The organism is Streptomyces xylophagus (genome assembly GCF_000716435.1).
In the GTDB taxonomy this organism is placed as follows: Bacteria; Actinomycetota; Actinomycetes; order Streptomycetales; family Streptomycetaceae; genus Streptomyces; species Streptomyces xylophagus.
Genome location: NZ_JNWO01000021.1, coordinates 312065 through 333991 on the forward strand (window position 1 = coordinate 312065; position 21927 = coordinate 333991).

At 70.4% G+C, this 21927-nt stretch carries 22 protein-coding genes; 12 read left to right on the forward strand and 10 right to left on the reverse strand.

Annotated elements, in window-relative coordinates:
- Positions 1 to 7 precede the first annotated feature (7 nt).
- Complete coding sequence (locus tag OO70_RS37715) at positions 8 to 445, forward strand: GNAT family N-acetyltransferase (RefSeq protein WP_043681835.1); 438 nt, start codon at positions 8 to 10, stop codon at positions 443 to 445.
- A 104-nt stretch (positions 446 to 549) separates the two neighbouring features.
- Positions 550 to 1143 (forward strand): histidine phosphatase family protein, encoded by a 594-nt coding sequence (locus OO70_RS37720; protein ID WP_043681838.1) that lies wholly within the window; start codon positions 550 to 552, stop codon positions 1141 to 1143.
- A 730-nt stretch (positions 1144 to 1873) separates the two neighbouring features.
- On the opposite strand, the gene OO70_RS37725 is transcribed toward OO70_RS37720, so the two are convergent.
- Positions 1874 to 2317 carry a DUF6314 family protein gene (locus OO70_RS37725; protein WP_043681840.1) on the reverse strand — a complete coding sequence of 148 codons (444 nt, stop codon included), beginning with the start codon at positions 2315 to 2317 and terminating at the stop codon, positions 1874 to 1876.
- A gap of 2 nt (positions 2318 to 2319) precedes the next feature.
- Positions 2320 to 2571, reverse strand: coding sequence for a hypothetical protein (locus OO70_RS37730; protein ID WP_043681843.1), 252 nt, complete (start codon positions 2569 to 2571; stop codon positions 2320 to 2322).
- Positions 2572 to 2709: 138 nt separating this feature from the next.
- Here OO70_RS37730 and OO70_RS37735 point away from each other — a divergent pair, with 138 nt between their 5' ends.
- Positions 2710 to 5196, forward strand: a complete 2487-nt coding sequence (locus tag OO70_RS37735; protein WP_043681846.1) for an alpha-L-arabinofuranosidase C-terminal domain-containing protein — start codon at positions 2710 to 2712, stop codon at positions 5194 to 5196.
- Here OO70_RS37735 and OO70_RS37740 read toward each other — a convergent pair.
- Together OO70_RS37740 and OO70_RS37745 are read right to left on the reverse strand one after the other, a co-directional pair.
- Positions 5183 to 5626, reverse strand: a complete 444-nt coding sequence (locus tag OO70_RS37740) for a carboxymuconolactone decarboxylase family protein (protein WP_043681849.1) — start codon at positions 5624 to 5626, stop codon at positions 5183 to 5185. The two genes, OO70_RS37735 and OO70_RS37740, sit on opposite strands and share 14 nt — an antisense overlap.
- Positions 5623 to 6075, reverse strand: coding sequence for a MerR family transcriptional regulator (locus tag OO70_RS37745; protein ID WP_043681851.1), 453 nt, complete (start codon positions 6073 to 6075; stop codon positions 5623 to 5625). Before OO70_RS37745 ends, OO70_RS37740 begins: the two co-directional genes overlap by 4 nt.
- A gap of 171 nt (positions 6076 to 6246) precedes the next feature.
- On the opposite strand from OO70_RS37745, the gene OO70_RS37750 reads away from it, so the two are divergent.
- The gene (locus OO70_RS37750; protein WP_043681853.1) at positions 6247 to 7071 is read left to right on the forward strand and encodes a hypothetical protein; all 825 of its coding nucleotides are present in this window, start codon (positions 6247 to 6249) and stop codon (positions 7069 to 7071) included.
- A gap of 46 nt (positions 7072 to 7117) precedes the next feature.
- On the opposite strand, the gene OO70_RS37755 is transcribed toward OO70_RS37750, so the two are convergent.
- Positions 7118 to 7861, reverse strand: a complete 744-nt coding sequence (locus tag OO70_RS37755; protein WP_043681856.1) for a VOC family protein — start codon at positions 7859 to 7861, stop codon at positions 7118 to 7120.
- 168 nt (positions 7862 to 8029) lie between these two features.
- On the opposite strand from OO70_RS37755, the gene OO70_RS37760 reads away from it, so the two are divergent.
- The 6 genes from OO70_RS37760 (at position 8030) to OO70_RS37785 (ending at position 14486) form a co-directional block, all read left to right on the forward strand.
- Complete coding sequence (locus OO70_RS37760) at positions 8030 to 9412, forward strand: SMI1/KNR4 family protein (RefSeq protein ID WP_043682037.1); 1383 nt, start codon at positions 8030 to 8032, stop codon at positions 9410 to 9412.
- Between the two features lie 195 nt (positions 9413 to 9607).
- The gene (gene argC / locus OO70_RS37765; protein WP_043681859.1) at positions 9608 to 10636 is read left to right on the forward strand and encodes an N-acetyl-gamma-glutamyl-phosphate reductase; all 1029 of its coding nucleotides are present in this window, start codon (positions 9608 to 9610) and stop codon (positions 10634 to 10636) included.
- Positions 10633 to 11787 (forward strand): bifunctional glutamate N-acetyltransferase/amino-acid acetyltransferase ArgJ, encoded by a 1155-nt coding sequence (gene argJ, locus OO70_RS37770; RefSeq protein ID WP_043681861.1) that lies wholly within the window; start codon positions 10633 to 10635, stop codon positions 11785 to 11787. The genes argC and argJ overlap by 4 nt, the downstream gene beginning before the upstream one ends.
- Positions 11784 to 12743, forward strand: coding sequence for an acetylglutamate kinase (argB, locus tag OO70_RS37775; protein WP_043681865.1), 960 nt, complete (start codon positions 11784 to 11786; stop codon positions 12741 to 12743). The genes argJ and argB overlap by 4 nt, the downstream gene beginning before the upstream one ends.
- On the forward strand, positions 12740 to 13927 hold the full coding sequence (locus OO70_RS37780) for an acetylornithine transaminase (protein WP_043681868.1): 1188 nt from the start codon (positions 12740 to 12742) through the stop codon (positions 13925 to 13927). Before argB ends, OO70_RS37780 begins: the two co-directional genes overlap by 4 nt.
- Before the next feature lie 19 nt (positions 13928 to 13946).
- Positions 13947 to 14486, forward strand: coding sequence for an arginine repressor (locus tag OO70_RS37785; protein ID WP_043681871.1), 540 nt, complete (start codon positions 13947 to 13949; stop codon positions 14484 to 14486).
- A gap of 70 nt (positions 14487 to 14556) precedes the next feature.
- On the opposite strand, the gene OO70_RS37790 is transcribed toward OO70_RS37785, so the two are convergent.
- The 5 genes from OO70_RS37790 to OO70_RS37810 form a co-directional block, all read right to left on the reverse strand.
- Positions 14557 to 15360 (reverse strand): FAD:protein FMN transferase, encoded by an 804-nt coding sequence (locus tag OO70_RS37790; protein ID WP_234337029.1) that lies wholly within the window; start codon positions 15358 to 15360, stop codon positions 14557 to 14559.
- A complete protein-coding gene (locus OO70_RS37795) occupies positions 15353 to 16141 on the reverse strand; it encodes an FMN-binding protein (protein WP_199827488.1) in 789 nt (262 codons plus the stop codon). Before OO70_RS37795 ends, OO70_RS37790 begins: the two co-directional genes overlap by 8 nt.
- Positions 16142 to 16160: 19 nt before the next feature.
- Entirely contained in the window at positions 16161 to 17543 is a 1383-nt protein-coding gene (locus OO70_RS37800; RefSeq protein WP_043681874.1) for a ferredoxin reductase family protein, read from the reverse strand.
- 75 nt (positions 17544 to 17618) lie between these two features.
- Positions 17619 to 18077, reverse strand: a complete 459-nt coding sequence (locus OO70_RS37805) for an FMN-binding protein (protein ID WP_043681876.1) — start codon at positions 18075 to 18077, stop codon at positions 17619 to 17621.
- Positions 18078 to 18084: 7 nt separating this feature from the next.
- A complete protein-coding gene (locus OO70_RS37810; RefSeq protein ID WP_043681878.1) occupies positions 18085 to 19437 on the reverse strand; it encodes a ferredoxin reductase family protein in 1353 nt (450 codons plus the stop codon).
- A 151-nt stretch (positions 19438 to 19588) separates the two neighbouring features.
- Here OO70_RS37810 and OO70_RS37815 point away from each other — a divergent pair, with 151 nt between their 5' ends.
- A complete protein-coding gene (locus tag OO70_RS37815) occupies positions 19589 to 20329 on the forward strand; it encodes a response regulator transcription factor (protein WP_043682046.1) in 741 nt (246 codons plus the stop codon).
- Positions 20326 to 21837, forward strand: coding sequence for a sensor histidine kinase (locus OO70_RS37820; RefSeq protein WP_043681882.1), 1512 nt, complete (start codon positions 20326 to 20328; stop codon positions 21835 to 21837). The genes OO70_RS37815 and OO70_RS37820 overlap by 4 nt, the downstream gene beginning before the upstream one ends.
- Positions 21838 to 21927 lie beyond the last annotated feature (90 nt).

Sequence of the window (21927 nt, forward strand, 5' to 3'; positions counted from 1 at the left end):
TCCCGCCATGAACGACATCCCGAGCCTCCCCGACGGCTACGAGTTCTCCGCCGACTCCGCCCGCGTCGACATCGACCGCACCTACCACTGGCTGTCCACCGACGCCTACTGGGCGAAGGACCGGCCCCGCGAGCAGCACGAGCGCGCGGTCGCGTCCTCGCTGAACTACGGGGTGTACGACACCGCTTCGGGGGAGCAGGTGGCCTACGCGCGCGTGGTGACCGACGGGGCGCTGTTCGCGTGGCTGTGCGATGTGTACGTGGCGCCGTCGGCGCGCGGCAAGGGCATCGGCACGGCGTTCGTCGGCGCCGTACGGGAGGAGCTGCGGCCGCTCGGACTGCGCCGGATCCTGCTCGCCACGCACGACGCCCACGGGGTGTACGAGAAGGTCGGGTTCAAGCCACTGGCGCGGCCCGACCAGTGGATGGCCCTGTATTTCGAGTGACTTGTCCGCCTGGTCCTGACCGTGAAGTAAGGTTTCGCCCACCGTGGGTAACTCTCATCCGGTCCCCCTTGACCTGCGCACTTCGGCGGGATCACGATCGCCGCATGCAACTTCGGGTCACGTTCGTCGCCGCCGCGCGCAGCTCGCCGCTGCTCGCGGAGCGCTTCGAGGACGACCGCCCGCTCGACCAGGCGGGTTGGGACGAGGTGCAGCGCGCCGCCCCGGTTCTGCTGCCGTTGGCGGCGGCGGAGCTGCGCTACTGTTCGCCGACCCCGCGCAGCCGGACGACCGGTGACGGCCTCGGTTACACCCCGCTGGTGCAACTCGCCCTGCGGGACTGCGACATGGGCCGCTGGCGCGGCCTGACACTCGGCGAGGCGATGGCCCGTGAGCCGGCACTGGTGGACGCGTGGCTCGCCGACCCGCGCTCCACCCCGCACGGCGGCGAGTCACTGTTGTCCTTCATCTCCCGCGTGGGCGGCTGGCTGGACACCCGACCCGACGACGACGGCGGCCGCATCGTCGCCGTAGCCGAACCCTCCGTCATCCGCGCCGCCCTGGTCTACGCCCTCAAGGCCCCGCCCTCGACCTACTGGAACATCGACGTACGCCCCCTGTCGACAACGACGGTCACCGGCCACGCGGGCCGCTGGAACCTGCGCTTCGACGGGGCGGCGGTGCAGCCCACGCGGACGTAGGCCCGGGTCAACTCCGGGTAGGGCCAACCGAGTTCGTCGAAGTCAGGGCAAGCGTGCTTACGCCGGGTGGATCGGCCCGGGGTTGTTGCCGCTCGGCCCATGCGTGCGTGGCCGGCGTGAACTCCGGCCGGTACCGGCGGGGTTCGCCCGCGCCTGCTTCATGCGGGTGTTGTGTATGCGAACTCCGCGCGGAATAGGCCGGGTTGGCCGGTGCTGAGGCATCCGCGTGTAGATCGGTACACGCGTGAGCGGCAGCGGCCGCCGCGCTCTCCGGTTGGCCCGCGCACGCGCAACTCCGGGCGAACTCTGCCCGGAACCGGAACCGGAACCGGTGCGGATTTCTGGTGGAGTGGACCGGGTTGGCCGACGCGCAGCTACCGCGCGCAGAGATCGGCGCACGTACTGAGCAGCCACGGCCACCGCGCTCTGCATCCAGCCCGCGCACGCGCAACCCGATACAACTCTGCCCGGAACCGGACTGATGCGCTGAGGTTCACTTCGCACGCTCCCCGGTGTGGACTCCGCGTGGAGCGGACAGGGCTCGTCGACGCGCCCCGCGCGCAGAGATCCGGGCACGCACCGAGCAGCCACGGCCACCGCGCTCTGTCTCCAGCTCCCACGCGCGCGACCCGGTGCCAACACCGCCTGAAACCAACCTGGTTCACAAAGGCCCGCGCACCCCTGCCCCGCCGCCACCACCCCCGCCCGGAGCCACCACACCCATCGCCGCTCAGCCCACGCGCGTGTACCCCGTACTGAGCACCAGATCCTTCGCAGGCCCGCCCACCCGCCACACCGTCCGCCAGTGGTCCGCGTCCAGCACGGTGAACTCGCCCCGGTACAGGTCCGCCGAGCAGGGATGGTCGGCGACATGATGCCCCGAGGTCAGATCCAGGTCGTGGAAGGGCCGCCCGTCGCCGAAGAGCACGTCGGCCGTGCCGGGCGTACCGCCCGGCAGGAACCGTAGGGTCCGCTCGGCGGGGCGGGCCATGCCCTGCCAGGTGAAGGTGCCCGACTCGGCGTGCAGCAGGCCGCCTTCAGGCAGTGCGCTGAAGACGGTCGTGCCCGAGAAGTCGCCCTCGTCGCCGTTCGCCAGATCCCGCACCGACCGCCGCACCCGCCAGGTTCCGGACAGATAAGTCAGCACATCCGGCACTGGCCAGAACTCGCCCATCATCACCCCTTCCCGCGCCGCCGACGCCACCCGTCCGGCGAGTCGGCAGGCGCCTTCCGCTCCGCCTGGGCCTGGATCTCGTGGTGCGAGGCGTGGCTCGTGGCGCGGAAGGCCTCCTCGTAGGCGGCCAATGCCGCGCCCACGCCGCCGCCCGCCCCGCCGTGCCGCCGGATCACGCGTGCCAGCCAGGCGAAGAACCCCATGACGGCGGCCAGGCAGCCGAACACGATCAGGGCGGGCAGCAGTGCGGACATGCCATCGACCTTACGTCCCCCCACCCGCCGGTCCCATTGACGTGCTCACGACCCTTGCCTATCTTGCCGTTCGAAGTGCTGACCGACGTCTGATATTTCGAACAACTTCAGAGCAACTTCAAGAGCCGCGGAGTATCCATGTCACGCACCAGCCGCACCCGCCTGAGACTTGCCTTAGGGGCAAGCGCTTTCCTGCTGGCGACGGCCGTCGTCCCCGTCCCCGCCCACGCCGAGGACGTCACCGACTACGCGATCACCGTCGACCCGTCGGCCGAGGGCGCCAGGATCGACAAGACGATGTACGGCGTCTTCCTCGAGGACATCAACCGCGCGGCCGACGGCGGCCTGTACGCCGAGCTCGTGCAGAACCGGTCCTTCGAGTACTCCACCGACGACAACAAGTCGTACACCCCGCTGACCGCCTGGACGGTCGCCGGAACGGCCCAGGTGGTGAACGACGCCGGCCGCCTCAACGAGACCAACCGCAACTACCTCTCCCTGACGGCCGGTTCGTCCGTCACGAACGCCGGCTACAACACCGGCATCGCCGTCGAGGACGGCAAGAAGTACGACTTCTCGGTCTGGGCCCGCGCCGACGCCGGCACCACACTCGGGGTCAGCCTGCAGGACGCGGGCGGCACACTGGCCACCGCCCGCCAGGTGGAGGTGAAGAAGAGCGGCTGGGCCCGGTACAAGGCCACGTTCACCGCCACCCGCACCAGCACCGCGGGCCGCCTCACCGTCGCCTCCTCCGCCGCGACCGCCCTCGACATGGTGTCCCTCTTCCCCCGCGACACCTACAAGCACGAGCCGAACGGCCTGCGCAAGGATCTCGCCGAGAAGATCGCCGCCCTGCACCCGGGCTTCGTGCGCTTCCCCGGCGGCTGCCTGGTCAACACCGGCTCGATGCAGGACTACAGCGCGGCCTCCGGCTACCAGCGCAAGCGTTCGTACCAGTGGAAGGACACGATCGGCCCGGTCGAGACACGCGCCACGAACTCCAACTTCTGGGGTTACAACCAGAGTTACGGCCTCGGCTACTACGAGTACTTCCGCCTCGCCGAGGACATCGGCGCGATGCCGCTGCCCGTCGTACCCGCCCTGGTCACCGGCTGCGGCCAGAACAAGGCCGTCGACGACCCCGCGTTGCTGAAGCGGCACATCCAGGACACCCTGGATCTCATCGAGTTCGCCAACGGACCGGTGACGTCACCCTGGGGCAAGAAGCGCGCCGAGATGGGCCACCCCAAGCCCTTCCACCTCACCCACATCGAGGTCGGCAACGAGGAGAACCTCCCCACCGAGTTCTTCGCCCGCTTCACCCAGTTCCGCGCCGCGATCCAGGCCGCGTACCCGTACATGACCGTGATCTCCAACGCGGGCCCGGACGACAGCGGTTCGACCTTCGACACGGCCTGGCAGCTCAACAAGGACGCCAAGGTCGACATGGTCGACGAGCACTACTACAACAGCCCGCAGTGGTTCCTCCAGAACAACAACCGCTACGACTCCTACGACCGCACCGGCCCGAAGGTCTTCCTCGGCGAATACGCCTCCGGCGGCAACGCGTTCAAGAACGGCCTCGCCGAGGCCGCCTACATGACCGGCCTGGAACGCAACGCGGACGTCGTCAAACTCGCCTCGTACGCCCCCCTGTTCGCCAACGAGGACTACGTCCAGTGGCGCCCGGACCTCGTGTGGTTCAACAACCACGCCTCCTGGGGCTCCGCCAACTACGAGGTCCAGAAGCTGTTCATGACCAACGTCGGCACCCGGGTGGTGCCCTCAACTGCCACCGGCACACCGTCACTTGTCGCCCCGATCTCCGGCGCGGTCGGCCTGTCGACCTGGGCGACGAGCGCGGCGTACGACGATGTGAAGGTGACGGCGGAAGACGGTTCGGCGCTGCTCTCCGACGACTTCTCCGGTGACGCCTCCCGGTGGACCCATACGGGAGGCGGAAGTTGGAGCCTCGCGGACGGGCAGTACGTGCAGACCGACACCGCCGCCGAGAACACCATGGTGTCGGCGGGCGACCCGGCCTGGCACGACTACGACCTGCACGTGAAGGCGACGAAGAAGGCAGGAAAGGAAGGCTTCTTGGTCGCGTTCGGTGTCAAGGACACCGGCAACTACTACTGGTGGAACCTGGGCGGCTGGAACAACACCCAGACCGCCGTCGAACAGGCCGTGGACGGCGGCAAGTCGACGCTGATCGCCAAGCCGGGGACCATCGAGACGGGCCGCGCCTACGACGTCGACATCAAGGTGAGGGGCCGTCAGGTCACCCTGTACCTAGATGGGCAGGAGTGGGGGAGCTTCACCGACGACAAGCCGGCCGAGCCGTTCCGTCAGGTCGTCACCAAGGACGCGAAGACCGGTGACCTGATCGTCAAGGTCGTCAACGCCCAGTCCTCGGCGGCCCGTACGGCGATCGACCTGGGCGGTGCCAAGGTCGCCTCCAAGGCGAAGGTGACCACGCTCGCCGCCGCGCCCGACGCGGTGAACAGCGAGACGGCCACCGCGGTCGCGCCGGTCGTGTCCACCTTCAAGGGGGTTGCCGACAGGTTCAGTTACACCTTCCCGGCCAACTCCGTCACGTTCCTGAGGATCAAGCGGAAGTAGCGTCCACCGCGTCCGGCGTGGGCTGCTGTCCCAGCGGCAGCAGTCCACGCTCGGCGAAGACCTTCTTCGCGGCGAACGTCGCGTTCAGGGCCTTGGGCATGCCGCAGTACACCGCGGAGTGCGTCAGGGCCTCGACGATCTCCTCGGGGGTGAGGCCCACGTTCAGCGCCGCGTTCACGTGCACGTCGAGCTGGGCCTCGCAGCCGCCGAGCGCGGTGAGCATGCCCAGCGTCACCAACTGCCGGTCGCGCGGGGCGAGTCCGGGACGGTCGTAGATCTCGCCGAAGGCCCAGGCGACTACCTGGTGGCCCAGTTCGGGGTTGATGTCGGCGAGCGAGTCGACGACCCGCTGCCCGGCCTCGCCGTCGACCCGCTTCAGGACCTCCAGGCCGCTGGCGAACCGCTCTTCACGGGTGGTGCTCGCGCTCATGTCGTCTCATCCGATCCCGGCTGCTCGTGCTCGATCTCGTGCTCGTCGAGGAGCAGCCGTTGGTAGTGGTCGATCTTGTCGTCCAGCACTGACGCGTTGCGGCGCAACGCCCGTATCCGCTCGGCCAGTTCGGCGCGGTGCTCGCGGAGCATCGCCAGCCGGTCGGCGACCGTGACGTTCCCCGCCGCCCGCAGCGCCGCGAACCGCTGCATGTCGGCGATCGACATACCCGTCCCGCGCAGCCGCAGCAGGAACTCCAGCCAGGCCAAGTCGGCCGCCTGATAACGCCGTTGGTTGCCGGTGCTCCGGCCGACCCGCTCGATCAGGCCGGCCTTCTCGTAGTAGCGCAACGTGTCGTGCGAGAGGCCGGTGCGCTCGGCGACCTGGGCGATGGTCAGGGTCGGTTCCCGGTCCCGCGGGAGGGGCTCGCGGGGCTGTCCGCTGGTCATGAGGACAACCGTAGAACCTGGAGCGCGCTCCAGGTCAAGCCCGGCGGTGGATCACCCCGGACGCGCGAGCGGGACCCGTATCCGAACCGCTGGATCATGCTTGACCTGGGGATTACCCGAACCGCACACTTGTCCGGCCCCCGGGGAGGGGGTCAGCGAGGGGGATTCCACATGGGCCGGACGACCACGATCGACGTGTACCAGGACCGCTGCGAGCAGCTGTTCCTGGCCGGGGGAAACGCGGCCGTGCGGCGTGCCGCGCAGGAGGGGCTGGAGGAGCTCGGGCCACAGGCCGATCTCTACTGCTGGCTGGCCCTCGGGCATGCCGCCGAGGACGACGACGACCACGACGATCGCGCGGAGGAGGCGTTCCGGGCGGGGCTCGCGCTCGACGGCGACCACCTCGGACTCCTCGCCGGCTACGCCGAACTGTGCCTGCGCGCCGACGCGTTCGAGTACCCCGGCCGAGCCACGCGCGCCACCGTTCTCTCCCGGCGCCTGAAGGAGCTGGCGCCGGAGTCGGCCGAGGCCGAACAGCTCGCCGCCGTCGAGCGCTGGGCCCGACGGGGCTACTGGGAGGACATCAGGATGAGGGCGGTGGCAGGTGCGCTCCCGGGCCGTGACACCGAGGCCCAGGCCTGCGCCCTGGCCGAGGACCTCCGGCAGGGGGACGGCGCGATCACTCGGGACGCCGACACCGTCGACCGTGCCGCCACCGTGCGCGCCGCGACCCTGGAGGCGCTGTCCGGTCCGTGGAACGCGCCGGTGCGCCTCCTCGGCCGGCATCGGACGGCCGCGTGGGCGGTCAGCGCCATCCTGTGCTTCGTCACCAACACGACGCTGCGTCAGACGGGAGTCGTGGACTCCTTCAGCGCGTGGGGCTACCTGTGGGTGATCCCCGTACTGATCGTCGACCGCCGTTTCGCCGCCGTCCGCAAAGAGGCCGAGGCCCGCCACCTCGCGCACCTCGAAGCCGAACTCGCCGAGCGCCACTGACCGGTAAGCGGACGCCGCACAGCGCGAGATGCCGTCAAGGCCGGTGTCAGGACGACCGGGCGAGCACGCAGAACTCGTGCCCCTCCGGATCCGCCAGGCACCGCCACGGGACCTCGCCCTGGCCGACGTCCAGGTCGGTGGCGCCCAGGGCCCGCAGCCGGGCCGGCTCCGCCTCCTGGTCGTCATCGGGGTACCGCAGCAGGTCGAGATGGACGCGGTCCGGCACGGTCTTCGCGCCGGGCGTGCGGAGGAACTCGAGATGGGGGCCGACGCCCTTGGCGGAGCGGAACACCGCGTGGTCGTCGGTCACCTCGTGCAGGGTCCAGTCCAGTGCCTCGCCCCAGAACCGGGCCATGGCCCGCGGGTCCTCACAGTCGACCACCACCACGGCGATCGGCCCGGTGTCCCGGTAGATCTCGCGGGGTTCCAGCACACAGAACTCGTTGCCCTCCGGGTCGGCGAGGACCGTCCACGGCACCTCGCCCTGACCCACGTCGACGGGCGTCGCACCGAGCGCCCGGAGGCGTGCGACCAGTTCCGCCTGATGGGCCGCGGAGGTGGTGGCGAGATCGAGGTGCAGACGGTTCTTCGTCGCCGTCTTGGGTTCCGGTACGGCGATGACGTCGAGGCAGACAGCGACCGGGTCCAGCCAGTCGAAGCCGGCGGGCTGAGCGGAGGTCACCCCCGGTTCCGCGCTTCTGGCCTGCCAGGCGAGCGCCTCCGCCCAGAACCGGCCGACGGCCGTGTCGTCAACGGCCTTGATGTTCACCTGGACAGGTCGCAGTGCCATGCCCGGGATCTTAGGCGCCCCGGCGACCGAGAGTTTCAGTCGGCGAGTGGGCGGGACACCTGACGAGCTGAGCGTGAGCATGTTCGGCGTCCCGGACGGAGCAGGGGACTGTCAGTGGTGGACGACATAATCACCACCGTCGTCATCACCGACCGGCCGGAGGACCTGTTGTCCACGCTCCATGATTTCGCCACCTGGGAGCCCCTGCTGCGGCTCTTGCGGACAGCCCACACAGAGACCCTCGCGGCGCCGGGCGGCAACGTGGCGGGGAGTATCGGCCAGGGCTCGTGGAGCGTGCCCGTGCAGCAGCGGCGCCCGCAGCCGGGGCGCGCTCTGCTGGTGTCGGACATGCAGGAGGAGTTCGACGCGATCGAGCGGGTGCGGAACGCGCTCACCGCGGCGGAAGCTGCCCATATCGCGTTCACCGCGGAGATCCCGCCGAGCGGAAAGACTGTGCTTCATCTGTTCGATCCCAGCCCGGCTGCGGATCCCGGCATCGGCAACGCCCACCCGGGGGCGCTGCTCCTGGTCGAGGGGGCGCTGCCCGAGCCGTGGCGCCGACTGCCCGAGGCCGTGACCGGGGCGCGGCCGGCTCCGTCCGTGGATCTGGCGCTACTGGAACGGACGCTGCGCGAGCGGATACCCGAGGCGATCGGCGCCACCGAGGCGGAGATCGCCGCGGCGGATGCCCGCCTGGGAGTGGCACTGCCCGAGGAGATCAAGGTGCTCTACCGGGTGACTCGCGCGCGGTGGGCGGACTGGGGCGACGACTACGAGGTGGCGCAGCGCGTCTTCGACGCGGTCGGCTTCGAGCTGGGCTCCCTGGAGGACATCTCCATCGCCGACAGATCGTGCCGTTCGTTCCGTTGGGAGCATGCGGCGATGGAGGCGGCTGTCACCGGGCCGGACGCCGCAGTGCAGGACCTGGTCGGCTCGCCCGGATGGATCGTCATCGGCGACACCGGCGGCGGGGATCAGGTCGCCGTCGACCTGACGCCGGGCCCGTGCGGCCACACCGGGCAGATCATCGTGCTCGACCACGAGCGGAGCGTCGGGGCCCAGCTGTTCGCCGAGTCCCTCACCGACCTGGTCCAGGATCCGGAACGGGACTGGTACTCCGGTCGCCGCCAGTCCGCGCTCCCCCACGTGGCGTGGGTCAACCACCGCAGTGTCAGGAGCATCGAGGACGCGGCCCACCCCGAACTGGAGGCGCTGAGCCTCGGCGTCTGGGACGGCGAACCCTTCAGCCTGGCACCCGTGATCGGGCTGCCACGCCTGCGTACCCTCTCCGGCTACCCCGGGACGCTCGCCGACCCACTGGAGATCGCCGGGCTGACAGGGCTGGAGTTCCTCGAACTCGCACCGGAGGAATGGCGCGTCCTGCTCGACGCCGATGCTGTCCCGCGCAGCCTCTCGGCCGCCGCCATCAAGGCGTACGGCGACCGGGACACGCGCGAGATCGTCGCCCTGGCGAACGAGATCCTCGCTCTCTGGGATCGCCCCCCGATCCCCGAGACCATTGTCAACGGCGACCTCGGACCTCTGCCGTAGCGATAGTGACCGTCACACCCACAGCGACCGAGAATTCAGGGTTCCGGCGCAGCTCCGCCCGCAGTCTGTTCCGGACGCGACCTCTCGGCACCGCCTCTCGCTCGGCAGACGGCACCACGTCGCGCCGGCCCGCAGCACTGGATTGCATAAACGTGCAGCGAAACGTATAGTCATGCCATCCAAGAGGAGGGTTCCATGACGGTACGTGCGGCAGTGGCCGGAGCGAGCGGATACGCGGGCGGGGAACTGCTGCGTCTGCTCCTGGCGCACCCCGAGGTCGAGATCGGCGCCCTGACCGGCAACTCGAACGCCGGGCAGAAGCTCGGTGCGCTTCAGCCGCACCTGCTGCCGCTCGCCGGGCGAGTCCTCCAGGAAACCACCCCCGAAGTCCTCGCCGGACACGACGTCGTCTTCCTCGCCCTGCCCCACGGCCAGTCCGCCGCCGTCGCCGAGCAGCTCGGCCCGGACGTCCTCGTCGTCGACATGGGCGCCGACTTCCGGCTGAAGGACGCGGCCGACTGGGAGAAGTTCTACGGCTCCGCGCACGCCGGCACCTGGCCCTACGGCCTGCCCGAACTGCCGGGCGCCCGCGCCGCGTTGGAGGGGTCCAAGCGCATCGCGGTGCCCGGTTGCTATCCGACGGCCGCCTCCCTCGCGCTCTTCCCGGCGTACGCCGCCGGGCTCGCCGAGAACGAGGCCGTGATCGTCGCCGCCTCCGGCACCTCGGGTGCCGGCAAGGCGCCCAAGGCGCACCTCCTCGGCTCCGAAGTCATGGGCTCCATGTCGCCGTACGGCGTCGGCGGCGGCCACCGGCACACCCCCGAGATCATCCAGAACCTTGGTGAGGCGGCCGGTGAGACCGTCACCGTCTCCTTCACGCCCACCCTCGCGCCGATGCCCCGCGGCATCCTCGCCACCTGCAGCGCCAAGGCCAAGCCAGGGGTCACCGCGGAGTCCGTGCGCGCCGTCTACGAGAAGGCCTTCGCCGACGAGCCGTTCGTGTATCTGCTGCCCGAGGGGCAGTGGCCCGCGACGGCGTCCGTCTACGGTTCCAACGCCGTTCAGGTGCAGGTCGCGTACGACGAGGCCGCGGGCCGCATCATCGCGATCAGCGCCATCGACAACCTGACCAAGGGCACCGCGGGCGGTGCCGTCCAGAGCATGAACCTCGCCCTCGGGCTCGACGAGACCACCGGGCTTTCTACGATCGGAGTCGCGCCGTGAGTGTGACGGCAGCACAGGGATTCACGGCGGCGGGCATCGCCGCCGGGATCAAGGAGAACGGCAACCCGGACCTGGCCCTCGTGGTCAACAACGGGCCCCGCCTCGCCGCCGCGGGCGTCTTCACCTCCAACCGCGTCAAAGCCGCCCCGGTGCTCTGGTCCGAGCAGGTACTGAAGGGCGGGCAGGTCTCCGCCGTCGTCCTCAACTCCGGTGGCGCCAACGCCTGTACGGGGCCGAAGGGCTTCCAGGACACGCACGCCACCGCCGAGAAGGTCGCCGACACGCTCGGGCTGAACGCCGCCGAGGTCGCCGTCGCCTCCACCGGACTCATCGGACTCCTGCTCCCGATGGACAAGCTGCTGCCGGGAGTTGAGACCGCCGCCGGTCAACTCTCCGCGCACGGCGGCGAAAAGGCCGCCATCGCCATCAAGACCACGGACTCCGTCCACAAGACCGCCGTCGTGACCACCAAGGCCGGCTGGACCGTCGGCGGCATGGCCAAGGGTGCCGGCATGCTCGCCCCCGGCCTCGCCACCATGCTCGTCGTCCTCACCACCGACGCCGACGTCCCAAGTGACGTACTGGACAAGGCACTTCGGGCCGCCACCCGCACGACCTTCGACCGGGTCGACTCCGACGGCTGCATGTCCACCAACGACACCGTGCTGCTGCTCGCCTCCGGTGTCTCCCAAGTCACCCCGGAGTACGAGGAGTTCGCCGAGGCCGTCCGTGCTGTCTGCGACGACCTCGGCCAGCAGCTGATCCGGGACGCCGAGGGCGCCAGCAAGGACATCAAGGTCGAGGTGATCAACGCCGCGAGCGAGGACGACGCCGTCGAGGTGGGCCGTTCCATCGCCCGCAACAACCTCCTCAAGTGCGCCATCCACGGCGAAGACCCCAACTGGGGACGGGTGTTGTCCGCGATCGGCACGACCAAGGCCGCCTTCGAACCCGACCAGCTCAACGTCGCCATCAATGGTGTGTGGGTCTGCAAGAACGGGGGAGTCGGCGAGGACCGCGACAAGGTCGACATGCGCTACCGCGAGGTGCACATCGTCGCCGACCTGGCCGCCGGGTCCGAGACCGCGACGATCTGGACCAACGACCTCACCGCCGACTACGTCCACGAGAACAGCGCGTACTCGTCATGAGCACTACTCGCAAGCACACCGCGCTGCCCAAGGCGCAGATCCTCATCGAAGCGCTGCCCTGGCTGACCCGCCACAACGGCAAGACCGTCGTCATCAAGTTCGGCGGCAACGCCATGATCGACGAGGACCTGAAGGCCGCGTTCGCCCAGGACGTCGTGTTCCTGCACCACGCGGGCCTCAAGCCCGTCGTCGTGCACGGCGGCGGCCCGCAGATCAGCGCCGCCCTCGACAAGCACGGCATCGTCAGCGAGTTCAAGGCCGGCCTGCGCGTCACCACCGAGGACGCCATGGACGTCGTACGGATGGTGCTCGCCGGGCAGGTGCAGCGCGAGTTGGTCGGGCTGCTCAACCAACACGGGCCGCTCGCCGTCGGGTTGACCGGCGAGGACGCGCACACCATCACCGCCACCAAGCATCTGCCCGAGATCGACGGGGAGTTGGTCGACATCGGGCGGGTGGGCGAGATCACCGCGATCGACACCGGCGCGATCGAGGCACTCCTCAACGACGGCCGTATCCCGGTCGTCTCGTCGATCGCCAGGAGCGAGGACGACGGACATGTCTACAACGTCAATGCTGATACGGCGGCTGCGGCACTCGCTGCTGCGCTGGGGGCCGAGACCCTCATGGTCCTCACGGACGTCGAGGGTCTCTACGAGGACTGGCCCAACAGCGACGAGGTGATCAGCCGCCTCACCGCCTCCCAACTGGAGAAGCTGCTCCCGGAGTTGAGCTCCGGGATGGTGCCGAAGATGGAGGGCTGTCTGCACGCCGTGCGCAACGGCGTGACCACCGCCCGGGTCATCGACGGCCGGGTCCAGCACTCGATCCTGCTGGAGATCTTCACCGACGAGGGCATCGGCACGATGGTCGTGCCGGACGAGCTGCCCGAGGCGAAGTCCGCCAAGAAGAAGTCCGCAAAGAAGTCAGGCAAGAAGCAGGGGGATGCCGTATGACCGCGAATGAGGAGCTGACCCAGCGGTGGCAGGGGTCGCTCATGAACAACTACGGCACCCCGAAGCTCCCCCTCGTCCGCGGCGCGGGCGCCAAGCTGTGGGACGCCGAGGGCAACGAGTACACCGACTTCGTCGGCGGTATCGCGGTCAACGCGCTCGGTCACGCCCACCCGGCGATCGTCGAGGCCGTCAGCAAGCAGATCGCCGAACTCGGCCATGTCTCCAACCTGTTCATCGCCGAACCGCCCGTCGCCCTCGCCGAACGGCTGCTGGAGCGCTTCGGCCGGGACGGCAAGGTGTTCTTCTGCAACTCGGGTGCCGAGGCCAACGAAGGCGCCTTCAAGATCGGCCGGTTGACGGGCCGTCAGCACATGGTCGCCACCCAAGGCGCCTTCCACGGCCGGACGATGGGCTCCCTCGCGCTCACCGGCCAGCCCGCCAAGCAGGAGCCGTTCCTGCCGCTGCCCGGCGATGTCACGCATGTGCCGTACGGCGACGCGCAGGCCCTCGCGGCCGCCGTCACCGACGAGACCGCGCTCGTCATCATCGAGCCGATCCAGGGTGAGAACGGGGTGGTCGTACCGCCCGCCGGGTACCTGAAGGCGGCCCGCGCGATCACCGCCGCGCACGGCGCGCTGCTGGTCCTGGACGAGGTGCAGACCGGAATCGGCCGTACCGGGCACTGGTTCGAGTACCAGGCCCACGAAGGCGTCCTGCCGGATGTCGTGACCCTCGCGAAGGGGCTCGGCGGCGGGCTGCCGCTCGGCGCCACCGTCGCCTTCGGGCGCGCGGCCGAGCTGCTTCAGCCGGGCCAGCACGGCACGACGTTCGGCGGCAATCCGGTCGCCTGCGCCGCCGGACTCGCCGTACTGGACACGATCGAGGCCGAGGGCCTGCTGGAGAACGTGAAGCGGCAGAGCGAGAAGATCCGCGACGGAATCGAGTCGCTGGGCCACCCGTTGATCGATTATGTCCGGGGTGCGGGCCTCCTCCTGGGTATCGTGCTCACCGAGCCGCTCGCGCCCCAGGTGCAACAGGCGGCTCAGGACGCCGGTTTCCTGGTCAACGCGCCCGCTCCCGATGTCGTACGGCTGATGCCACCGCTGAACCTCGGCGACGACGAAGTGGACGCGTTCCTCCGGGCGTTGCCCGGTGTCCTGGACGTGGCCAAGGGGGACGGATGATCCGGAGAATGAGTCGACGATGAGTCAGGCGCAGGAGCACGAGCACCCCGCGGGGCCGGCCGTGCCGCAGACCCGCACCGCCCGCCACCGCCGGATCGTGGACATCCTCAACCGGCAACCGGTGCGTTCCCAGAGCCAGTTGGCGAAGCTGCTGGCCGACGACGGGCTGAGCGTCACCCAGGCGACGCTCTCCCGGGACTTGGACGAGCTGAACGCGGTGAAGATCCGCAACAACGACGGCGACCTCATCTACGCGGTACCGAGCGAGGGCGGCTTCCGCACCCCGCGCGTGCCGCTGGGGGAGTCGGCGAAGGAGGAGCGGATGCGGCGGCTCTCCTCCGAGCTGCTGATCTCCGCGGAGGCCTCCGCCAACCTCGTGGTCCTGCGCACCCCGCCGGGCGCCGCCCAGTTCCTCGCCTCGGCGATCGACCAGGCGGAACTCCAGGACATCCTCGGCACCATCGCCGGCGACGACACGCTCCTGCTGATCAGCCGGGACCCGCTCGGCGGGCAGGCCCTCGCGGACCATCTCCTGCGGCTGGCGCAGAACGACCACTGACACACTCGTAGGAGCAACGAGTCGGGGGTGCACCGGAGTTGTCCGGTGCCCCCCCGACTCGCATGGGGCCTCAGCCGAGTCTGGCCGCCAGGCCGCCCGTGCAGCGCACCTCGTCGCCCGCCGTGATGAGTAGCGCCTCCACGTCCGGCAGCGACTCCAGCCAGCCGAGACCCTCCCGGGAACCCATCGCGAACGCGGCCGTCGCCCAGCAGTCGGCCCAGGTCAGCCGGGGGGCCACGACGGTGACGGCGACCAGGTCGGTCACCGCGGACTTGCCGGTGCTCGGGTCCACGATGTGTGCCCCGCGCTCCGCCGTACCGGACGTGGCCACGGCCAGCTCGTCGGCGCCCGCGGCCGAGATGACGGCCGCGAGGCCGCCCGGGCGGAGGGGATCGGAGACGCCGACTCGCCAGGGGCGGTGCGCTCCCGGTGTACCGAACATCTGGACGTCACCGCCGCCGTTCACGCTGACCCCGCTCACGCCGTCCGCCGCCGCGATCAGCTCGGCCGCCCGCTCGGCGGCCCAGCCCTTCACGATGCCGGTCGGGTCGAGCCGTCCCTCGTACGTCGTGCTGAACCAGCCGGCGCTCACCTGCTCCGCCTCGGCGCCCAGCTCAAGCACCATGGCGACCTCGGCGTCGCACTCCGCCAGCGTCAGCTCGCCGCGGGCCAGCCGCGAGACCTGACTGTCGTCGCGGTAGGTGCTGAACACCTCGTTGACGCGGTGCAGTTGGGCGACCGCATGGTCCAGCGCGGTCCGGACGGCCTCGGGCTCCCCGCCGCGGATGTCGAAGGAGAAGACCGTCCCCATGACCTCCTCGGCGTGCCGCAGCGCGGCGGGAGCCTCCGCGGGATCGGTCACCGTGTCAGCCACCGGCCTTGTCCAGTGCCGACTGCAGGGACTTCTTGTAACCGCCGCTCGTGTACGACGCACCCGACACGGAGTCGATGTTCGCGTTCCCGGCGGCCACGGCCTCCTGGTTGAGCTTGGGGATCGACAGCGCAGTCTTCTGGTCGCTGGTCCCGCCGCTCGGCGCCTGCACCGCGTCGGCCTTGGTGATCTTGCCGCCCGCGACGGTGATCCGGACCTGGACCGGCCCGTACTCGGTCGTCACGACGTCACCGGTGACCGTCTTGGCCTGCGCGGCCTGACCCGACCCGGCGGCCGAACTCTGCGACGGGGACGCCGTGTTGGCGCCGGCGGCCTTCATCTTGTCGATGGCCGACTGCAGGGACTGCTTGTAGCCGCCGCTGGTGTACGTCGCCCCGGTCACGGACGTGATGTCCGCGCTCTGGGTGGCGACGACCTCCTGGTTGAGCTTGGGGACGGACAGCGCGGTCTTCTGGTCGCTGGTGCCGCCCTTGGGCGCCTGGATCGCCTCGGCCTTGGTGATCTTGCCGTTGGCGACCGTCAGGCGGACCTGGACGACCCCGTACTGGGTCTGGGCCACAGCGCCCGTGACCGTCGAGGTCCCGGCCGCCGCGGCACCGCCCTGGGGCGACTCCTGCGCGGCGGCGGCACCCTGGGCCGCCGCACCCTGCGCGGACGCCGAGGTGGAGTCGGTCGCCGGCTTCAGGGAGAGCAGCAGCACGATCCCGGACACGGTGGCGGCGCTCGCAAGCAGAACACGCCGGATGGGGTGGCTCTTCTTCATCGCTCCTGACTCCCGTCGCTCACATCTCGAACGACTCGTGATGGATACGGCGGGCGGGGACCCCCGCGCCGCGCAGTGCTTCGTAGACCGACTGCGCGAAGCCGGGCGGCCCGCACATGAAGACGTCGTGGTTGTCGATGTCGGGCATCTTGCGCCGCAGGGACTCCGCCGAGATGTCGGGGCGTTCCCCGTCGGGGCTGTTGACCGCGTACATCAGCCGGGCGCCGCGCTCGTCGGCGATCTTCGCCAACTCGTCCCACAGTGCCAGGTCCTGGGTGGTGTTGGCCCGGTAGAGCAGCGTGATGTCGCCGGCGGCTCCGGGCAGGGTCTCGAACAGCGCCCGCATCGGTGTGATGCCGACGCCGCCCGCTACCAGCAGCACCTTGCCGCGGGTGCGCCGCTGCGAGGTCAGCGCGCCGTACGGGCCCTCGGCCCACACCTTGGTCCCGGGCCGCAGTTCGCGCAGCCGGGCGCTGTGGTCGCCGATCGCCTTGACCGTGATCCGCAGCATGTTCGGGCGGGGCGCCGCCGACAGCGAGTACGGGTGCGAGCTGAAGCGCATCCCCGGCGCCAGGAACCGCCACCGGAAGAACTGCCCGGCCTCCGCGCCCATCCGGTGCAGCTTCCGCCCGCCGATGAGCACGGACACGATGCCGGGCGTCTCCTCGATGACCGCCTCGACCCGCATCCGGTGCCGCATGTTGAGGCGGATCGGGGTGAGGATCCGGTACCAGACCACCAGCGCGGTGACCGAGCCGTACAGCCCGTACCAGACGGTCTTGGCGATCGGCGTCAGCGCGAAGTCGTTGCCGGTGGTGATCTGGTGCCAGAAGGTGAAGAACACCGCCGCGTACGTCAGCAGATGCACGTGGTACCACAGGTCGTACGGCAGCCTGCGGCGGACGGCGCCGATCGACGAGAGGCCGATCAGGAGGAACAGGCCGGTGCCGATGGCGGCCTTGCCCATGTCGGGCAGCTGGTTCACCGAGTCGATGGTCTGCTGGACGATGTCGCTCAGCGTCTTGCCCGCCTGGAGGGCGTAGCCCCACATGATGAGGAAGACGTGCGCGAAGACCAGACAGAGCGTGTAGCGGCCGCTCATCGCGTGCCAGCGGGCGACCCGGTCGGAGCCGACCCGCCGCTCCAGAGCGGGCACGCGGGCCATCTGGAGCACGACCAGTGCCATCAGATATCCGGCCAACAGGCCAGTGATGCGGCCCGCGTTGAGGATTTTGCCGTTCTGGTCGGCGATGGACGGCGTGTTGTGCCACCACATCCACAGCACTCCGACCGCGCCCGCCCAGACGGCGAGCAGCAGCAGGGTCGCTGGGGAGCGGCGCGGGCGGATGCGGCGCATCGTCTGTCGGCGGGCGGCACGTCCGCCTGCGAGCGTGGTGGTCACGGTTCCTCCGTGGACGGGGCAAGGGGGGTGGGCTGGTCCCTTGGTCCTGAAGTACGTGCCGTTGCGCTCGTGCGTTCAGAGTCCCGCCGAGTCCAGTGCGGACTGGAGTGACTGGCGGTAACCGTCACTTGTGTACGTGGCTCCCGACACCGTGTCGATGCTCGCGCTCTGCGCGGCGAGTGCCTCGCTCTTCAACTGGGGCAGGGCATAGGAGTTGATCTCCTGGTCGCGCGGATTGTCCGAGGGGGACTGGATCGCCGTGACATCGGTGATCTTGCCGTTCTGCACGGTGATCTTCACCTGCACGGGTCCCCAACGGGTCTGCACGGTATCGCCGTTGACGGTCTTCGTCCCGGCGACGGCCTTGCCGCTCGCGCTGCCGGAGGGCGCGGGCGTCGAGACTACCTGGGGTGCCGAGGCCACCTCGGGCGCCGTGTGCGGCTTCAGCGCCAGCAGCATCACCAGACCGGACGCGGTGACCGCGCTCGCCAGCACGATCCGGCGCAGCGGACGGTTCTTGTTCAACGGGTGCACGACGGCCTCACAGCTCGAACGACTCGTGGTGGATACGGCGGTCCGGCACACCGGCGGCGCGCAGCGCCCCGTACAGGTCCTGGGCGAACGCGTGCGGACCGCAGATGTACACGTCGTGCCCGGCGAGATCGGGCACGGCCTCGCGCAGGGCTGTGGCGCCGAGCGAAGGCCGTTGCCCCTGCGGCCCGTTGAGCGCGTACAGCACCTTCGCCCCGCGCCACTGCGCGATCGCCTCCAACTCGGCGCCCAGCGCCAGGTCTTGAGCCGTCCGCGCCCGGTACAGCAGCGTCACCTCGCCGGGCAGCGTCTCGAACAGCGCCCGCAGCGGGGTGACCCCGACCCCGGCCGCGATCAGCAACGACCGGTGCGCGGTGCGCCGTTCGGCGGTCAGCGAGCCGTACGGACCCTCCGCCCACACCCGGGCGCCCGGCCGCAGCAACGGCACCGCCGCGCTGTGGTCGCCGAGTGCCTTGACCGTGATCCGCAGCAGGTCCCGGCGGGGCGGCGCCGACAGCGAGTACGGCGTCGACGTCCAGCCCATGCCCTCGCCGAAGAACCGCCAGCGGAAGAACTGCCCCGCCTCCGCGCCCAGTTGGTCGACCCGCCGCCCGCGTACGACGACGGAGTAAACACCCGGGGCCTCCCGGTGCACGGACTCGACCCGCAGCCGGTGCCGCAGATTGAGCCGTACCGGGGCGAGAACCCGGAACCACAACACCAGGGCCGCGACGCCCAGATACAGGGCATACCAGGCGCCCGTGGCAGCGGCCCGGCCGGCGAACTCGTTGCCCAGGGACAGCTGGTGGAAGAAGGAGAGGAACACGGCGACGTACGTGAGGAGATGGACGTAGTACCAGAACTCGTAGCTCAGCCTGCGCCGCGCGGCACGGGCCGAGGTGATGCCGACCGCGAACAGGATCAGCGCGCCGAAGGTCGCCTTCAGCATGTCCGGATAGTCCAGGACCACGTTGACCGTCTCGTGCACGATCGAGGCACGGTCCTGGGCCGCGTAGCCGAGCAGGATGAACACGATGTGCGCGACCAGCAGACAGACCGTGTAGCGGCCGGCCATCGCGTGCCAGCGCGCCACCCGGTCCGAGCCGATCCGCCGCTCCAGCAGCGGCACCCGCGCCATCAGACCCACGAGCACGGCACAGGCGTACCCGCACAACAGCCCGGCGATCCGCCCGGCCCCGGTCAGCCAGCCCGCCGCCCCGACCACCGACCCGGTGCCGGTCCACCAGAGGGCGACCGTGGCCGCCGCCCCGGCCCACAGCAGCCCGAGCACCGCACCCGCCGGTGACCGCCGGGGGGCCGGCACCACGGGCGGTGCCGTCCGCCGCTCGTACACGGTGGTCATGTGTGCGTCCTTTCACCCGTCCTGCACGCAACTGTGCGGGCCGAACCTCTGAGGGACTTCTGAGCGAACGCATTTCTCAGCGTTCTCAGAGGAAACTCAGAGGGGCCCGCGGCGGCCGAGGACGCGGTGAGGGGTGATGCTGGTAAGCGCGATGAACACGACCCGCTCCGGCCGACCGGCCCTCACCCGCCCCGACGGCACCCCCGTCCGCGTCCTGGTCGTCGACGACGACCCCGACCTGGCCGAGGTGCTCTCCGGCGCCCTGCGCTACGAGGGCTGGGAGGTCCGCACGGCAGGCGACGGAGCCTCCGCGCTCGCCGGGGCGCACGAGCTGCGGCCCGACGCCGTCGTCCTCGACGTGATGCTCCCGGACACCGACGGCTTCGCCGTGCTGCGCTCCCTGCACGAGGTGAAGCCCGACGTCTGCGTGCTCTTCCTCACCGCCCGGGACACCGTCGAGGACCGCATCGCCGGCATCACCGCGGGCGGCGACGACTACGTCACGAAACCCTTCAGCCTGGAGGAGGTCGTCGCCCGGCTGCGCGGACTGCTGCGCCGCGCGGGCATGGCCCGCCAGCAGGAGGAGGGCCCCCGGATGACCGTCGGTGACCTGGTCATGGACGAGGAGGCCCGCGAGGTCAGCCGCGACGGACGGCTCATCGAACTGTCGCCGACCGAGTTCGAACTGCTCCGCTTCCTCATGCGCAACCCGCGCCGCGTCCTCAGCAAGGCCCAGATCCTCGACCGCGTCTGGTCCTACGACTTCGGCGGCCAGGCCCATGTCGTCGAGCTCTACATCTCCTACCTGCGCAAGAAGGTGGACGCGGGCCACGCACCCATGATCCACACCGTGCGCGGAGCCGGCTACGTGCTCAAGCCGGTCGTCCGATGAGAAAGCGGCTGCGGGAGGCCGGCCGGGCGGTGGGACGGCTGCTGTGGCCGCACACCCTGCGGGCGCGCCTGACGGCGGGCCTGGTCGTGCTGCTCGCGGTCAGCTGCGCGGCCGTCGGGGTGGCCGCGGTGATCGAACTGGACGGCTTCCTCACCGGCCGGCTCGACCAGCAACTCGCCGAGGTCGGGACCCAGTTCCCGGCCAGCCTGGAGCACAAGGGCCAGACGCTGACCGACCACGACGCCGACGACCGGGAACGCGGCGACACCCGCCGACAGGCGCCGGGCACGTTCGGCGCCCGCCTGGTCGACGGCACCGTCACCAACGCGGCGGTCGTGCCCACCGACAAGGACGACGCCACGACCGACCTGAAGGTCCCCCTGACCGCGCGGGACAGACGGGAACTCGCCGCGGTCCCCGTCAACGGCAGAGCCCACACCCTCCACCTCTCCTCCCTCGGCAGGTACCGCGTCCTCGCCGCCGCGGGCCGGGACAACGACGTCATGATCACCGGACTCCCGCTGGAGTCGGTGGAGGCCGCCGTCCACCGGCTGGAGGCGGTCGCCGCGATCGTCTTCGGTGCCGCCCTGCTGGCCGCCGGATTCGCGGGCGCGCTCTGGGTCCGCTGGTCGCTGCGGCCGCTCAGCCGGGTCGCCGCCACGGCCACCCAAGTCAGTGAACTCCCGCTGGCCAGCGGCGAGGTGACCCTGCCGCCCCGGGCGCCCGAGTCCGATCCGCGCAGCGAGGTGGGCAAGGTCGCCGGTGCCTTCAACCGCATGCTCGGCCATGTCGAGGACGCGCTCACCCACCGGCACGCCAGCGAGGAACGGTTGCGCAGCTTCGCGGCCGACGCGAGCCACGAGTTGCGTACGCCGGTGGCGTCGATCCGGGGCCACGCCGAACTCGCCCTCCTCCACCCGGACCCCGTCCCGCCCAAGGTGACCCGGGCACTGGAGCGCATCGCGGCCGAGTCCGCCCGCATGGGCGTGATGGTCGACGAGATGCTCCTCCTCGCCCGCCTCGACGCGGGCCGCCCCCTCGAACGCCGCCCCGTCGACCTCACCCGCCTGGTCCTCGACGCCATCGCCGACGCCCGGGCCGCGGGCCCCGACCACCGCTGGACCCTACGACTCCCCGAGGAACCGGTCACGGTCACAGGCGACGCCCACCGCCTCCAACAGCTGTTGGCCAACCTGTTGGCCAACGCCCGTTTGCACACGCCTGTTGGCACGAAGGTGACGGTGGCGGTGGAGTCGGGCACAGAGGCGACTTCCCTGGTGGTCCACGACGACGGCCCGGGCGTCCCTGCGGAGGTCCAGCCGGGAGTCTTCGAACGCTTCACCCGAGCGGACCGCAGACGGGCGGAGGGCGGGGGAGGGATGGGGGGAGGGGGAGCAGGCCTGGGCCTGTCGATCGTGGCGGCGGTGACGGAGGCGCACGGGGGGAGCGTGGAGTTGGAAAGCAGCCCAGGCTCAACAACGTTCACGGTCCAACTTCCGCCGGGCTGAACTCCCTCAGGGGCGCGGGGCTGTGTCGATATGCGGCTCCGCCGCGTGGGCGCGACCAGCCACATCCGGCCCGCACTCGCCGTACAACCG

Excerpts from the sequence above, each read along its gene's own strand:
- OO70_RS37715 (WP_043681835.1), top strand. The coding sequence starts at position 8 with ATGAACGACATCCCGAGCCTCCCCGACGGCTACGAGTTCTCCGCCGAC.
- OO70_RS37720 (WP_043681838.1), top strand. The coding sequence starts at position 550 with ATGCAACTTCGGGTCACGTTCGTCGCCGCCGCGCGCAGCTCGCCGCTG.
- OO70_RS37725 (WP_043681840.1), bottom strand. The coding sequence starts at position 2,317 with ATGGGCGAGTTCTGGCCAGTGCCGGATGTGCTGACTTATCTGTCCGGA.
- OO70_RS37730 (WP_043681843.1), bottom strand. The coding sequence starts at position 2,571 with ATGTCCGCACTGCTGCCCGCCCTGATCGTGTTCGGCTGCCTGGCCGCC.
- OO70_RS37735 (WP_043681846.1), top strand. The coding sequence starts at position 2,710 with ATGTCACGCACCAGCCGCACCCGCCTGAGACTTGCCTTAGGGGCAAGC.
- OO70_RS37740 (WP_043681849.1), bottom strand. The coding sequence starts at position 5,626 with ATGAGCGCGAGCACCACCCGTGAAGAGCGGTTCGCCAGCGGCCTGGAG.
- OO70_RS37745 (WP_043681851.1), bottom strand. The coding sequence starts at position 6,075 with ATGACCAGCGGACAGCCCCGCGAGCCCCTCCCGCGGGACCGGGAACCG.
- OO70_RS37750 (WP_043681853.1), top strand. The coding sequence starts at position 6,247 with ATGGGCCGGACGACCACGATCGACGTGTACCAGGACCGCTGCGAGCAG.
- OO70_RS37755 (WP_043681856.1), bottom strand. The coding sequence starts at position 7,861 with ATGGCACTGCGACCTGTCCAGGTGAACATCAAGGCCGTTGACGACACG.
- argC (WP_043681859.1), top strand. The coding sequence starts at position 9,608 with ATGACGGTACGTGCGGCAGTGGCCGGAGCGAGCGGATACGCGGGCGGG.
- argB (WP_043681865.1), top strand. The coding sequence starts at position 11,784 with ATGAGCACTACTCGCAAGCACACCGCGCTGCCCAAGGCGCAGATCCTC.
- OO70_RS37780 (WP_043681868.1), top strand. The coding sequence starts at position 12,740 with ATGACCGCGAATGAGGAGCTGACCCAGCGGTGGCAGGGGTCGCTCATG.
- OO70_RS37785 (WP_043681871.1), top strand. The coding sequence starts at position 13,947 with ATGAGTCAGGCGCAGGAGCACGAGCACCCCGCGGGGCCGGCCGTGCCG.
- OO70_RS37795 (WP_199827488.1), bottom strand. The coding sequence starts at position 16,141 with ATGAAGAAGAGCCACCCCATCCGGCGTGTTCTGCTTGCGAGCGCCGCC.
- OO70_RS37810 (WP_043681878.1), bottom strand. The coding sequence starts at position 19,437 with ATGACCACCGTGTACGAGCGGCGGACGGCACCGCCCGTGGTGCCGGCC.
- OO70_RS37815 (WP_043682046.1), top strand. The coding sequence starts at position 19,589 with ATGAACACGACCCGCTCCGGCCGACCGGCCCTCACCCGCCCCGACGGC.
- OO70_RS37820 (WP_043681882.1), top strand. The coding sequence starts at position 20,326 with ATGAGAAAGCGGCTGCGGGAGGCCGGCCGGGCGGTGGGACGGCTGCTG.